We start from the raw sequence: 14,351 nt of genomic DNA, 5'->3' as shown, positions 1-14,351 counted from the left end.
CACCAGTGGCCGCCGGACGCGGCCACCTGCTGGCGTTCGCTGGTCTGTCGGCCAGCTATTTCGCGCACATCGGTTTCTTCAACCCCTACCTGCCGCTGTGGCTGAAAGACCTGGGGCTGCCGATCTTCACGATCAGCCTCCTGGCCTCGGTGCAGTCGGTCACGCGCGTGTTCGCGCCCTATGCCTGGGGCGCGCTCAGCGATCACACCGGCCACCGCGTGATGCTGCTGCGCTTCAGCGCGGCGGTGGCGCTGGCCAGCTCCTTCGGCCTCTGGTGGCACGGCGGCGCGTGGTGGCTCGCGCTGGTGCTGCTGGTGATGTTCACCCACACCAGCTCGATGATGTCGCTCACCGAAGCGGCCATGGCGCAGCTGGTGGCAGGTGACTGGGGGCGTTACGGGCGCATACGCCTGTGCGGCTCGGCGGGCTTCCTCGTTACCGTGTTCGTCGCGGGCGAGTGGTTCGAGCGCTTCGGCATGAAGCACTTTCCGGCCTGGGCCGCCGGCACGCTGGCCATCGTGCTCATCGCCACGATGAGGCTCCCCGACGTGCGCGAGCCCGTGGCCGCGCACGACGCAGTCAAAGAACCCATCGGCCCCGTGCTGCGCAACCCGGTGGTGCGCTGGTTCTTCGCGGCGCTGTTCTTCCAGGTGATGTCGCACTTCTCGGTGTACGCGTTCTTCTCGCTGTACCTGGATTCGATCGGCTACGGCAAGAGCACCATCGGCCTCCTGTGGGCGCTGTCGGTGGTGGCCGAGATCGTCTGGTTCTACCTGCAGGGCCGGCTCATCGGCCTCCTGCCGATGCCGCGCTGGATGCTGGTGTGCGGCATCGCCGCCGTCGCGCGGCTCGGGCTCACGGCGGGCCTGGGCGGCTTCATCGCCGCGCTGGTCGTGGCGCAATGGCTGCACGCGCTCAGCTTCGCGGCGCACCACACGACCTGCATCGCCGTGGTGTCGCGCCGCTTTCCGGGGCGCCTGCGCGGGCGCGGGCAGGCGCTCTTCACCGTGATCGGCTATGGCTTCGGCGGCGTGCTGGGCGTGCTGCTGGGCGGGGCGGTGGCGCAGGAGTTCGGCTACCGCGCGATGTTCACTGCGGCCGCGCTGCTGGCGGTGGTGGGCAGCCTCTGCGCGTGGCGCGTGGTGCGGCTGGAGCAGGCGGAGCGCTCGGCGCCGGCCTGAGCCGCAGGGTCGCGCGACCCCGGGCTCGCGCACCTTCGGCAGGACTGCCATCGCACGCATGGCTTGGGGTGTGCATTGCTTTGCACAAGGCGCCCCGCAATTGCCAATAACGTCTCAAACATTACTTTTGAGGCGAAAAATTCCAAAATACAACACGCTTATTTTTGAACGTGAAGTCGTTGGCATTTTTGAATATTTGATGCGCCTCAATTGTCGCGGATATTACTTTCCAAGCGAATCAATCCCAATCTCGGGTCGCGGAACTTCTATATTCCAACCCGGACCCGAGCTCCGATCAATTCGGTGAAACAACTCGGCGCAATTTGACGAATTTCAAATTCGCGAAAATCCAATTCCTGGCAGGCAGTCAATCGATATTCCGGTTAATTCCGGTGTAGCGAGAGTTCTCTCCGCGTTTTTTACGTGACGAGATAGATGTCCGCTATTTCTATTCTTTCATTGAATATTTACCGTGACTCTCAAAAAATTCAAGCAACGCCGGACTGTGCCGCGCCTTTTCACCTCGCTGTTCATTACCTCGGTGGCCGGGATATTCATGCCGCTGGCGCACGCGGTCGATTGGCAGGGCTCGGCCAGCACCGACTGGGGCAACGCCGGGAACTGGAGCTCCGCGTCGGTTCCTTCAACGAACGACACAGTGCGCGTGGACGGTGCCATGGTTCAACCCGTGCTCAGTGGACCCGTTGCCGCAAACAGCGGGGACGTCGAAGTAAAAAGCGGCGCGCTCACCGTCTCGGCCGGCGAATTGACCACCCCATTCGTGGCCGTCGGATTCAAGCAGGGCGAAGCGGGTGCATTGAACATCGTCGATGGCGGGAAAGTAAAAGCAACCAACACCATATTGTCTGCCGCTGTCGGGGGGAGACCGGGATATCCAAGCGGAACCGGTGCGGTCCTTGTCGACGGTGTCGGTTCGACCTGGACCAACAATGGCGCAATTGCGGTTGGCTTTTATAGCGACGGTTCGTTGACCATAAAAAATGGCGGATCCGTCACGACGACGGGGAGCGCTAAGTACGCTAAAGATGTAGCTGCGATTATCGGGGCCGGGGACTCCTCCGGCAAAGTCGTTATCGACGGAAGCGGTTCGACGTGGGCCAACGCCGGCGTGCTTTCTGTGGGTGGCCTCGGCGTGGGCGCGTTGACGATCGGCAATGGCGGCCAGCTAACCAACACAAATGCCTCCATAGGGACTTTTGCCGGCGGCAACGGCTCGGCAAGCGTCGATGGAAAGAACTCGGGCTGGACGAGCGATGGCACCTTGTTGGTGGGCCGCAGCGGCTCCGGCTCGCTGACGATCAGCAATGGCGGTGTCGTGACCAGCGTGGGCACCGACAGCATGTTGGGCGGTGGCATCGGACAGGAGGCTGGCGCCACCGGCACGGTTCTGGTGGAAGGGCCGGGCTCCGCGTGGGAGGCCAAAGGGCAGTTGGCGGTCGGTGCCGCCGGTCAAGGCACTCTGACCATTCGCGATGGCGGGCGAGTTTCCAGCGCAGACGGGCTCATCGGAGCAAATGACGGCGGCAAAGGCATAGTCACCGTCGACGGAAAAGGCTCGCGCTGGACAAGCCAGGGATTTTTGAATGCAGGCAGCCGCGGCACCGGTACCTTGAAAGTCGGCAATGGCGGTCAGGTCGTCAATACAGGTTATGCGTTAGTAGGGGGGGGGACCGGCAGCACGGGCGCAGTCATCGTCGATGGCGCTGGCTCGACCTGGGAAAGCGGCGACAGCATGGGCATCGGCGCGCGTGGGAATGGTTCGCTGACGATCGAAAATGGAGGGCTTGTAAAGAGCACGGCTTCCGTGCCCGGCAATGTTGCTGCCGGCATCGGTTTGTTCTTGGGCGTAACCGGTTCGGTCCTGGTCGAGGGGCCCGGGTCCGCGTGGGAGGTCGAAGGCGCTCTGGCAACTGGCCGGTTAGGTGAAGGCACGCTGACCATTCGCGATGGAGGGAGAGTCTCCAGCAATTCGGGCAACGTCGCCAACGGTCCGAAATCGAAGGGCACCGTTGTCGTTGACGGCAAAGGCTCGTCGTGGGCGAACAGCAGTTCCGTGCTCGTGGGCGGCTTCGGATCCGGTTCGCTGGCGATCACCAATGGCGGCGTCGTGACCAGTGTCGGCTCCAAGAGCACGGTGGGCGGTGGCATCGGGCTGGACGTCGGCGCCACCGGCACGGTTCTGGTGGAAGGGGCGGGGTCCGCGTGGGAGGCCAAGGAGGAGTTCATGGTCGGTCGCGCCGGTCAAGGCACTCTGACCATTCGAGATGGCGGGCGAGTTTCCAGCGATGTCGGCGGCCTCGCGGCGAAGGCGAACTCCAAAGGCGCGGTCATCGTCGACGGCAAAGACTCGGTGTGGACAAACAGCCGCCTCTTGATCGTGGGCCAGGGGGGCGATGGCTCCGTCACGCTTCGCAATGGCGGTTCGGCCAAGGCTTCGGGCGTGGGTATCGCCCTCGAAGCGGGCTCCAGTGGCACGGTCAACATCGGCGCGGCAGCGGACCAGGCCGCAACCGGCGCCGGTACGCTCGACACGCCTTTCGTCGAGTTCGGCGACGGCAGCGGCAAGCTGGTGTTCAACCACACGGAAACCGACTACCGCTTCGCTCCGGAGATCCTTGGCGCGGGCAGTCTCCAGGTGCACGCGGGCACCACGCAACTGGGCGATGGCAACAGCTATTCGGGCGGCACGTCGATCCATGGCGGCACGCTGGTCGGCTCTGCCAGCAGCTTTGGCAGCGGAGGCATCGCCAACGACGCATCGCTGATCATCGACCAGCCAGGCGACGCAGCCTTCGCCAACACGCTGTCGGGCACCGGCAGCTTCACCAAGCGCGGCGCGGGACAGCTCTCCTTCAACGGCGATGGCTCGGGCTTCACCGGTGTCACCGGCGTCGATGCAGGCACGCTGTCGGTGAATGGCTCGCTGGCCAATTCGCGCGTCACCGTCGCCAGCAGCGCGACCCTGAAGGGCCACGGCACCGTAGGCTCGACGAGCATCCTGCCGGGCGGCACCATCGCTCCCGGCAACTCGATCGGCACGCTGAACGTCAACGGCAACTACGCGCAGGCGGCCGGCGCCACCTACCAGGCTGAAGTCAATCCGCTCACGCGCGACAGCGCCGACCGCATCGTCGCCAGCGGCACCGCCGCCATCGCCGAGGGCGCCATCCTGAACGTGGTGAAGACCGCGCCGGGCAACTACCAGCTGGGCACCAGGTACAACGTGCTGACGGCGCAGGGCGGGGTGAAGGGCACCTACAAGGTCACCGGCGACACCCACCTGTCGGCGTTCATCAGCCTTCACCCTGTCTACGCCGCCAACGACGTGTTCCTGGAATTGGCTCAGTCCAAGCCCCTGGTCGCGGCCGCCAAAACGCCCAACCAGGTGGCCACGGCAGCTGCCGTCCAGGCGCTGCCGGCACACAGCACGCTGACCACGGCGGTGCTCAACCAGGAGACCGACGACGCAGCCCGCGCCGCCTTCGACCAGATCTCGGGCGACATGCATTCGTCGGTCAAGGGCGCCATGATCGAAGACAGCCGCTTCGTGCGCGGCGCTGCCAACGACCGTCTGCGCGATGCGTTCTGTACCGTAGGCACCAACGCTGCTGCTTCGGGCACGGGCGCGGCATCGGGCACCTCCGGTTGCGCCGCCAGGTCGGACAACGCCAGCCCCTGGGTCAACGTGTTCGGTTCGTGGGGCCACGGCGCCAGCGACGGCAACGCAGCCCGCCTGGACCGGTCGATCGGCGGCTTCATGGCCGGCGTGGACATCCCCGTCGCCGGCGACTGGCGCCTGGGCGTGCTGGCAGGTGCGAGCCACTCCTCGTTCAAGGTCGATGCGCGCAACGCCTCGGCCAAGAGCGACGACTACCACCTGGGCTTCTACGGCGGCACGCAGTGGGGCGACCTGTCGATGCGCCTGGGCACGGCCTACACCTGGCACGACGTCAGCTCGGCACGCCGCGTGGCCTTCTCCGGCTTCAACGACAACCTGAGCGCCGACTACAACGCAGCCACCGCGCAGGCCTTCGGTGAACTGGGCTACCGCATGAAGGCAGGCGACGTGAACCTCGAGCCTTTTGCCAACCTGAGCTACGTCAACCTGCACACCGGCAAGTTCGCCGAGCGTGGCGGCGTTGCGGCCTTGAACAGCAGGAGCTCGACCAACGACTCGACCTCCACCACCCTGGGCGTGCGCGCGGCCACCGACTTCACGGTCGGCGGCACGCCGCTCACGGCCAAGGCCACGCTGGGCTGGCAGCACGCGTTCGGCAACACGACGCCGACCTCGAGCTTCAATCTCGCGGGTGGCGCGGCGTTCGACGTTGCGGGCGTCCCCATTGCCCGCGATGCCGCACTGCTGGAAGTCGGCCTCGACTTCAAGGTCGCGCCGCTGACGACGCTGAGCGTTTCCTACGCCGGCAAGTACACAGGCAAGGCCACCGACCAGAGCATTCGCGCCAACCTCGCGATGAAGTTCTGACGACGACACGCAAGGCGTGAACGCAAGAGGCCGCGAAAGCGGCCTCTTTTTTTGCCCGCTCGCGCAAGCCCGCGGCGCTGCTGTTTCTTCCCGCGCTTCGTCCGGCCCTTCGCGCCGCATTTTTTTTCAACGTTTCGAAGCGTGCGCCTGAAATCCGGGCTTGAATTCCTGAATGAAATTAAATTGGCAATTGCCTTGAATGTCTCAAGCATCACCTTTGCGGCCTGGTGATGCCTAAAAGAAATACCGCTCCTGTTTATTTGTGACGTCGTTGGCATTGTGGTCGATTGTCCTTCTTGTAATGTCTTAAACATTACTTTCCAGGGCATTTTATTCGGCCTGGGATTCAAATAAATCCTAAAGTCAATGCTGGACCGAGATGCCGCCCCTGCGGGCGAACGTCTCTTTCGCGCCGTTCGATGAAATTCGAATGTGCGTGCGTCCATTCGTGGCAAATAAACCAGCATGCATGGCATTCGACCTTCGGTTGTTGTATGCCGACATAAGCTCGTTCTTGTTTATTAAAGAATGAGGGGTTTTTTGTTTTTTTGAAAACCGGATCGAAAACCGGCCGTGACCTCAAAGAATTCCGGGCCGCAACGGACCGGTTTTCCAAGGGCACGCCGCTTTTTGAAAAAGTCGAACTCTTGGGTTAAATAATGAATCGAATTTATCGTCTTGCATGGAATTACTCCGCCCAGTTGTGGGTGGCTGTGTGCGAGAGTGCCAAAGGATACGGCAAAAAATCAATTGTGCATGCTGTTCGAATTTTTTCGATTGCCGCTATTGCCAACGGCGTTGGAGTATTCGAAAGCGCGCGTGCCGAAAGTCCTGGTTCTTGGGGAGGAGGAATTCAGTTGTGCAGCGGCACTGATAAGACAGGAAAGTTCAATGGCTTTGGAGTTGCTGGCGATACTTCTGTGTCAGGTTGTCGTATTGATAATCCTCGATTGATTTTCAGTATTTCAAACAATGCCGATCAGATGGGCGCTCGTTCGCCTGATAAAAGTATCTCAATCGCCCGCGTCTCCGGACTGAACAATGGCGTGTTGTTCGTGAATGGAAAAGGCGGAGTTTTTATAAACCATGACCTCGCAGGAGACGATGTAAATGGACCAACTTCCATCGGAGGAACAGGTGCTGTCGAATTCAACGGACAAAAGCTCATCGGTGTAAATCCTGGTGATATTTCTGAAGTCAGCAAAGATGCGATTAACGGATCTCAATTGAACGAATTCAATCAACGCCTGACCGCCGCCGTTAAATCCGCATCGGATGTGGCAGCCCAAGCAAGCACCAAGGCCGACAACGCGGCCGCAGCTGCTGCCGCAGCAGGAACCCGGAACAACGCCGCGACAAGCACGGCGGATGCCGTCAAATCGACAGCCGACAAAGCGGTGAGCACCGCTCAGGCCGCCAGATCAGCGGCTGATAACGCGACAGGCACCGCCCAAAGCGCGCAATCCGCAGCAGATAAAGCGGCGAGCGTCGCCAATACCGCCCAGTCGTCGGCCGACAAAGCCACGACCAGTGCCAATACCGCCCAGACGACGGCTGACAAAGCGGCAACCGCCGCCAACAACGCCAATTCGGCAGCCGCCAATGCGGCAACCGCTGCCGATGCGGCCAAGTCGGTTGCCAACGCCGCAAAGAGCGAGTCGACCGCGGCGTCTTCCAGGGCCGACAAGGCAGTCACCACCGCCGACACCGCCCGATCGGCGGCCGACAAAGCCACGACCAGTGCCAATACCGCCCAGACGACGGCTGACAAAGCGGCAACCACCGCCAACAACGCCAATTCGACAGCCGCCAGTGCGGCAACCGCTGCCGATTCGGCCAAGTCGGTTGCCGACGCCGCAAAGGCCGAGTCGACCACGGCAGCCTCCAAGGCCGACAAGGCGGTGACTGCCGCCAACAACGCCAGTTCGGCGGCCGACAAGGCGGCGAGCACCGCAGATACGGCCAAATCGGTTGCCGACGCCGCGAAGACCGAGTCGTCCACGGCCGCCTCCAAGGCCGACAAGGCAACCGCCACCGCCGACACAGCCAAATCGGCAGCCGACAAGGCGACGACCACTGCCGACACCGCCAAATCGACAGCCGACAAGGCGACGACCACCGCCGACACCGCCAAATCGGCAGCCGACAAGGCCAGCACCACGGCTGATTCAGCCAAGTCGGTGGCCGATGCCGCAAGGAGCGAGTCGACGGCGGCAGCTTCCAAGGCCGACAAGGCAACCACCACCGCCGACACCGCCAAGTCGACGGCCGACGACGCGAAAACCCAGGCCGGCAAGGCCGAAGCAGGCGCCGCAACGGCGGGCACCAAGGCGGACGCGGCCACCAAGACGGCCGACGCCGCAAAGCTTCAGGCGGGTGAAGCAAAGAAGTCGGTGGCTGCCCTGGACGATCGCGTGACGATCAGCACCGTCGACATTGCCAGCGTCAAGGGCGACGTGACAAACGTGCGCTCGGTGGCCGACGCAGCGAAAGCCGAGTCCGCCCGGAACACGATGGACATCGTCGTCGCCCAGGACTCCATCCGCAGCGTGGGCAACGACGTCACGGCGCTGACGCGGCAGGTCGAAAGCGGCGACGTCGGCCTGGCCCGCCAGAATGCGCCCGGCGCCGCAATCACCGTGGCCAGGGACCGCGACGGCAAGGTCATCGACGTGGCGGGCACGCAGGGCGCGCGCCGGATCACCGGAGTGGCGGACGGCGTCATTGCCCCGGGAAGTTCGGACGCCATCAACGGCGGGCAGGTCAACGTCATCAAGGAGCGGGTCGAGCAGATGCAGTTGCGCAATGCGACGGTCGCCGTCGATGGGCGCCCGGATGGCAGCGATGCTGCGGTGGTGCAGGCCGGCACTGGCGGCGTGGCGATCGGACCGAAGGCATATGCCCAGGGCCAAGGTGCGGTGGCACTGGGTGCCGATTCGGTGGCGCTGGCGAACGGCAGCGTGGCCCTCGGCACCAACTCGCTGGCCGATCGCGCCAACACCGTCTCCGTGGGATCGCAGGGCGCCGAGCGCCAGATCACCAACGTGGCGCCCGCCACCGAAGCGACGGATGCCGTGAACCTGCAGCAGGCGACTTCCATCTCGCGCCAGACGTCCAGTCAGGCCTTGCGGCAAGCCAACGCGTACACCGATTCGAAGATCAGGGAACTGCGGCGCGATGCGAACAGCGGGACGGCGGCTGCGATGGCCATGGCGGGTCTGCCGGTGTCGTCAGTGCCAGGGCGGCCCATGGCTTCGGCGGCGATCTCGACTTACCAGGGGCAATCCGCCATCGCCGCAGGGGTCTCGTTGACGTCCGCCGACAACCGCTGGACCTACAAGTTCAGCGGCGCAGCCACCGCCCGGGGCGACGTGGGTGCGACGGCAGGCGTCGGCTTCCAGTGGTAGTGGCGATGCTTTCGATGGCGATCAACTGATCGCTTGAAATCGCACAAAAAAAGCACCGCTCGAGGCGGTGCTTTTTTCGTCGTGCGCACTTTGCGAGGTGCGCGAGGTGCGCGATCCGGTGCGCTATTTCTTCCCGCGCTTCACAGGCTTGGTCACCGCGGTCTTCGCATTGCGCCCCTTGCCTTCCTTGCCACCGCCGTTCTCCTTCTCGAACCGCACGAAGTATTCCGACGCCAGCTTTCGCAGCGACCGCCCGATGTTCGCGTAGTCGTATTCGTTGAGGTTCGCCAGCGACACCCGTCCCGACGCGTGCTTGCCCCCGAAGCCGCGCCCCGGCAGCAGCACGATGCTGGTCTCTTCGGCGATGCGAAAGAGCGCTTCGTTGGGCTGCAGCTTCGCCGCGATCCATTGGCCGAAGCGCTCGCCGTGCATCTGCGTGGCAATGTCCTGCAGGTCGAGCAGGTGGTAGTAGTTGACCGAGTTCGGGTCCTCCTGCATCGGCAGGCCCAGCTCGCGGTAGAGCGCCTCTTTGCGCCGCAGCACGATGCGCTTCATCGACTGCTTGTAGGCCTGCGGCTCGTCCATGAGGCAAAAGAGCGAGAACATCACCATCTGCGCCTGCACCGGCGTCGAAAGGCCGGCCGTGTGGTTCAGCGCCACGGTGCGGCTGTCGGCCACCAGGCGGTCGATGAACTTCAGCTTGCGCGGCTCGGTGGTGATGGAGCTGTAGCGCGCGTCCAGCTCCTTTTTCTTCGCCTCGGGCAGGGCCGCGATCTTGCGGTCGATGATGTTGTCCTCGTGCGTGGCCACCACGCCCATGCGCCAGCCGGTCACGCCGAAATACTTGGAGAACGAATACACGAGGATCGTGTTCTGCGGCGCGATCGCGAACAGCGAGAGAAAGTTGTCCGCGAAGGTGCCGTACACGTCGTCCGTGAGGATGATGAGGTCGGGCCGCTGCTTCACGATGTCGGCGATGTAGCCCAGCACCTCGTCGCTCAACTTCACCGAGGGCGGGTTGCTCGGGTTGCAGAGGAAAAAGGCCTTGACCTTCGGATCGAGCAGCTTCTGCAACTCCTTCTTGCTGAACTGCCAGTTGTTTTCGGGCGGCGCGTCGATCAGCGTCTCGATCAGCTGGTAGTCGTTGAGGTGCGGAATCTCGATGTAGGGCGTGAAGATCGGCATGCCCAGCGCAATGGTGTCGCCGGGCGCGAGCACGTGGTTCTCGCGGAGGCTGTTGAAGAGATAGGTCATGGCGGCGGTGCCGCCTTCCACCGCGTACATGTCGAAGGTGCCCACGAAGGGGTGGGTGCCGATCATCTCCTGGTGGATGTACTTGCCCACGATGATCTCCGAGAGCCGCAGCATGCGGTCGGGCACCGGGTAGTTGCAGCCCAGGATGGCCACGCACATCTCGTAGAGGAAGTCGCCCGCCGCGAGGCCCAGCTGGTCGCGCACGTACGACACCGCCGCCTCGATGAAGCGCGTGCCCGGCTCGCCCGCACGGGCCTTGGCGAAGATCTCGAAGCGCGCCTCGATGCCCTCGCGCTGCGGAAAGCCGCCCACGTGCTCCATGTAGATGTAGGAGCGCTCGGCCTCGGTCATCGCGAACTGGCCGAACTGGAAGAAGCCGTGCCGCGGCGTGGTGGCCAGGAAGTTCGGGTTGCCGCGCCCCGCGTTGAGCATGAGTCGGTCGCTCTGGCTGGCGACCTGGATCAGTGCGTCCTTCAGTTCGAACGGGCTCAGGCCCGCCAGTTTCTTCACGTCGCTGAAATCCATTGGATGCTCCTTCTGGTTGTGGAAAAGAGAGAAAAAGAGAGAGAAAAAGAGAGAAAAACAGAGCCGGGCGGCGCGCTCAGACGAGCGCGACGATCAGCGGCCCGAGCAGCGTGAGGAACACGTTGGCCAGCGCATAGGTGATGGCGAAGGGCACGGTGGGAATGGCGTTCTCCGCCTTGCCCAGCACCTCGCCGAAAGCCGGGTTGGCGCTGCGCGAGCCGCTCAGCGCGCCCGCGAACACGGCCGTGTTGGCGTAGCGCAGCACGTACTTGCCGAACAGCATGGTCAAGAGCATCGGCACGATGGTCACGACCACGCCCACGCCGAAGATCGTGAGGCCCAGTTGCTTGACGGTCTCCACCGCCTGCAGGCCCGAAGACAGGCCCACCACCACCACGAAGCCGGCAAGGCCCAGGTCCTTGAGCAGTTGCACCGCGGCCGGCGGCAGCGCGCCGAAGGTCTGGCGCCGGGCGCGGTACCAGCCGAAGAGAAGGCCCGCGAGCAATGCGCCGCCGCCCGAACCGAGCGTGAGCGGGATGTTGCCGAGCTTCACGCTCAGGAGGCCGACGAGAAGGCCCACCACGAGGCCCGCGCCCAGGTACACGAAGTCGGTCTTCGCGCTCGGCACGATCACGTCGCCGACCAGAGCCGCCACGCGTTTCACGTCCTGCTCGGCACCGAAGATCGACACCAGGTCGCCGGCCTGCACCACGGTGTCCGGCTGCATCGGCAGCGCCTTGCCCATGCGGCTCAAACCCGTCACGAAGATGCCGTGGCGCACGCCGCCGGCGGTGGCCTGGCGGATCTGGTCCACCGTCTTGCCGTCGAACTCCTTGTTGGTGAGCACGATCTCGCGCTTCTCCAGCGTGAGCTCCATGCCGTCGACCGCGAAGACTTCCTTGCCCAGCAGCGGCGCGCTGGCCACCACCGCATCGCGCCGGCCGACCGCGAGCACCGTGTCGCCCTGGCGCAGCGCGAGCGCGGGGCTCACCTCGATGAACTTGCCATCGCGCTTCACGCGCTCGATGGTGATGGTGGTCGCGGGGTTCGCGTTCTCGATGTCGGCCACCGTGCGCTGCGGGTCGGTGGCGAGCTCGTAGATGCGCCCCACCAGCGAAGGCGCCGCCGCTTCCTGGTCGGCGCCGAGCACCTTCACGCCGGCCTGCTGCGCCGTCTCGGCCGCGATGGCGTCGTCGCGGATCGTGCGGCCCATGAATTTGGGCAGGATGTTGACGCACACGATGATCGCGCCGAAGGAGCCGAACACGTAGGTCACCGCATAGCCGATGGCCACGTTGGCCTGCAGCCGCGCGGTCTCGGCCGCGGCGAGCCCGAGCTTGCCGATGGCATCGCCCGCCGTGCCGATGATGGCCGACTGCGTGAGCCCGCCCGCCGCCACGCCGGCCGCGAGGCCCTTGTCCAGGCCGCACAGCTTGGCCATGACCACCACCGTCGCAAGCCCCGTGGCCGCCATCACGGCGGCCAGGATGATCTCCTTGACCGACTGTTTGCCCAGCGAGCTGAAGAACTGCGGCCCGCTCTCGAAGCCCACCGCGTAGATGAAGAGCGCGAACAGCACCGCCTTCACGCCCGGGTCGACTTGCACGCCGACCTGGCTCACGACCACCGCGACCAGCAGCGAGCCGGCCACGCCGCCGAGCTGGAACTTGCCGAACTTGATCTTGCCGATCCAGTAGCCGACCGCCAGCGAGAGAAAGAGCGCCATCTCGGGCGACTTCTTGAAGAGGTCATGGAGCCATTCCATAGGTCAAAGTCCTTTCAGGTTATTTCGCTGCATGCACCAGTCCTGCGAGGGCCACGATCAGCGGCCCCATCAACGGCAGCACCACGTTCGAGATGGCGTAGGTGATCGTGTAGCCCAGCAGCGGCGTGGCATTGCCCGCCGCGTTCTGCACCGCGCTCAACGCCGGCGTGCTGCACTGCTGGCCCGCGATGGCGCCCAGCAGCACGGGCGCCTCCAGCTTGAGCAACCGCCGCCCGACGAAGAGCGAGATGCACGCCGGCACCACCGCCACGGCCACGCCCACCAGCGGCAGCGCGATGCCGAATTTCTTCACGAGCGCGATCGCCTGCGGCCCCGAGGCCAGGCCCACGCAGGCAATGAAGGTGGCCAGGCCCAGGTCCTTCATCAGCGCGAGCGCATCGGGCGGCACGCTCAGACGGTGCGGGTTCTTGGACTGGTACCAGCCGAAGGCCAGCCCCGTGACCAGCGCACCGCCGCCCGTGCCGAGCGAGAACGGAATGCCGCCCAGCTTGACGCTGAAGCCGCCGATGAACACGCCCAGAAGAATGCCCATCGCCGCGTAGCTGATGTTGCTGTGCGTCGATGCGATGACGCGGTCGCCCACCAGCGGCAGCGTGCGCGCCACGTCGGCGGCGGGGCCATAGAGCTTGAGCACGTCGCCGCGCTGCAACTTCACCTCGTGCAGCAGCGGCATGACGTGGCCGTCGCGCGCGAGGCCCACGATCTGCAGGGCGGGCGGCAGTTGCGCATCGAGCTCGCCCAGGCCCCGGCCGAACCATTCGCGCCGGTTGACCACGACCCCGGTGGTCTCCACGACCGCATCGAAGGCGGTGGTGTCCGCGAACTCGCGGCCCAGGAGCTCGGCCACGTTCACCAGCATGCTGCGTCGGCCGATGGCCAGCACCTGGTCGTAGGCCTGCAGGCGCAGCGCGGGCTCGACATTCAGTTTCTGCCCGCGCCGCACGACGCGCTCGATGCTCGCGTGGCCGCCCAGGATCGACATCAGTTCGCCCACCGTGCGCCCGCGGCCCACCGTCACCAGGAACACGCGGCCGACCATCTCGGGCGTGGCGCTGGCCGCAGCGGGGTTCTCGTCGCCGCCGCCCATGGTCTTCCAGAGCCTGTCGGCCTCGGCGCGCAGGTCCACGCGCAGGAGCAGCGGAAAGACCTGGCTCGTGGCGACCACGATGGCGATGAGGCCGAACACGTAGGTGATGGAGTAGGCCGTCACCACGTTGGCCTGCAGCTGCTGGATGTCCGCGAGCGGCAGCGCGAGCTTGGAGATGGCGTCGGTGGCCGTGCCCACCACCGCCGATTCGGTCGCCGCGCCGGCCATCAGGCCCGCGGCGGTGCCCTGGTCGAGCGAGAGAAAGACGGTGGCGCACAGCACCAGCGCCAGAACGGTGACCACTTCGACCAGGCAAAGGAGCCCGAGACGCAAGCCCTTGGCGTCGAGATTTGCAAAGAATTGTGGCCCGCCCGCATAACCCAGGGCAAAGATGAAAAGCATGAAGAACACATTCTTTACGCTCGCGTCGAGCTGGATGCCGAGTTGCCCAACCACCAGCGCGGCAATCAAGGTGCCGCAAATTCCGCCGAGCTGAATAGGGCCGAAGCGGATCTGGCCGACCGCGTAGCCAATGGCGAGCACGAGAAAAAGCGCTATTTCCGGTTGGCTTCGCAGGATGCCGGCCGCGCCCTCCATCACCGGC

Annotated in this window: 6 protein-coding genes and 1 pseudogene; 4 read left to right on the top strand and 3 right to left on the bottom strand. The window is 64.7% G+C overall.

Annotation, left to right across the window (positions count from 1 at the left end; translation table 11 throughout):
• The first annotated feature begins 5 nt into the window (after positions 1-5).
• The 4 genes and pseudogenes from BM133_RS11850 to BM133_RS34585 all read left to right on the top strand — a co-directional run bounded on the left by BM133_RS11850 (position 6) and on the right by BM133_RS34585 (position 9,095).
• Positions 6-1,181 carry an MFS transporter gene (locus tag BM133_RS11850; RefSeq protein WP_256219152.1) on the top strand — a complete coding sequence of 392 codons (1,176 nt, stop codon included), beginning with the start codon at positions 6-8 and terminating at the stop codon, positions 1,179-1,181.
• 472 nt (positions 1,182-1,653) lie between these two features.
• A complete protein-coding gene (locus BM133_RS11845; RefSeq protein WP_143100124.1) occupies positions 1,654-5,688 on the top strand; it encodes an autotransporter domain-containing protein in 4,035 nt (1,344 codons plus the stop codon).
• A gap of 659 nt (positions 5,689-6,347) precedes the next feature.
• Positions 6,348-6,428: pseudogene (locus tag BM133_RS35740) on the top strand (ESPR-type extended signal peptide-containing protein); the annotation flags it as partial.
• 210 nt (positions 6,429-6,638) lie between these two features.
• The gene (locus BM133_RS34585) at positions 6,639-9,095 is read left to right on the top strand and encodes a YadA family autotransporter adhesin (RefSeq protein WP_256219151.1); all 2,457 of its coding nucleotides are present in this window, start codon (positions 6,639-6,641) and stop codon (positions 9,093-9,095) included.
• A 123-nt stretch (positions 9,096-9,218) separates the two neighbouring features.
• Here the strand turns inward: BM133_RS34585 and BM133_RS11820 are convergent, their stop codons facing one another.
• The 3 genes from BM133_RS11820 to aspT (BM133_RS11810) form a co-directional block, all read right to left on the bottom strand.
• A complete protein-coding gene (locus BM133_RS11820; protein ID WP_093433906.1) occupies positions 9,219-10,874 on the bottom strand; it encodes a bifunctional aspartate transaminase/aspartate 4-decarboxylase in 1,656 nt (551 codons plus the stop codon).
• A 76-nt stretch (positions 10,875-10,950) separates the two neighbouring features.
• On the bottom strand, positions 10,951-12,639 hold the full coding sequence (gene aspT, locus BM133_RS11815; RefSeq protein ID WP_093433905.1) for an aspartate-alanine antiporter: 1,689 nt from the start codon (positions 12,637-12,639) through the stop codon (positions 10,951-10,953).
• A gap of 19 nt (positions 12,640-12,658) precedes the next feature.
• Positions 12,659-14,344 carry an aspartate-alanine antiporter gene (gene aspT / locus BM133_RS11810; RefSeq protein ID WP_093433903.1) on the bottom strand — a complete coding sequence of 562 codons (1,686 nt, stop codon included), beginning with the start codon at positions 14,342-14,344 and terminating at the stop codon, positions 12,659-12,661.
• Positions 14,345-14,351: the final 7 nt, after the last annotated feature.

The organism is Variovorax sp. 770b2 (assembly GCF_900115685.1).
In the GTDB taxonomy this organism is placed as follows: domain Bacteria; phylum Pseudomonadota; class Gammaproteobacteria; order Burkholderiales; family Burkholderiaceae_C; genus Variovorax.
Note: the sequence above shows the minus strand (reverse complement) of the source record. Positions and strands in the feature narration are given on the sequence as shown.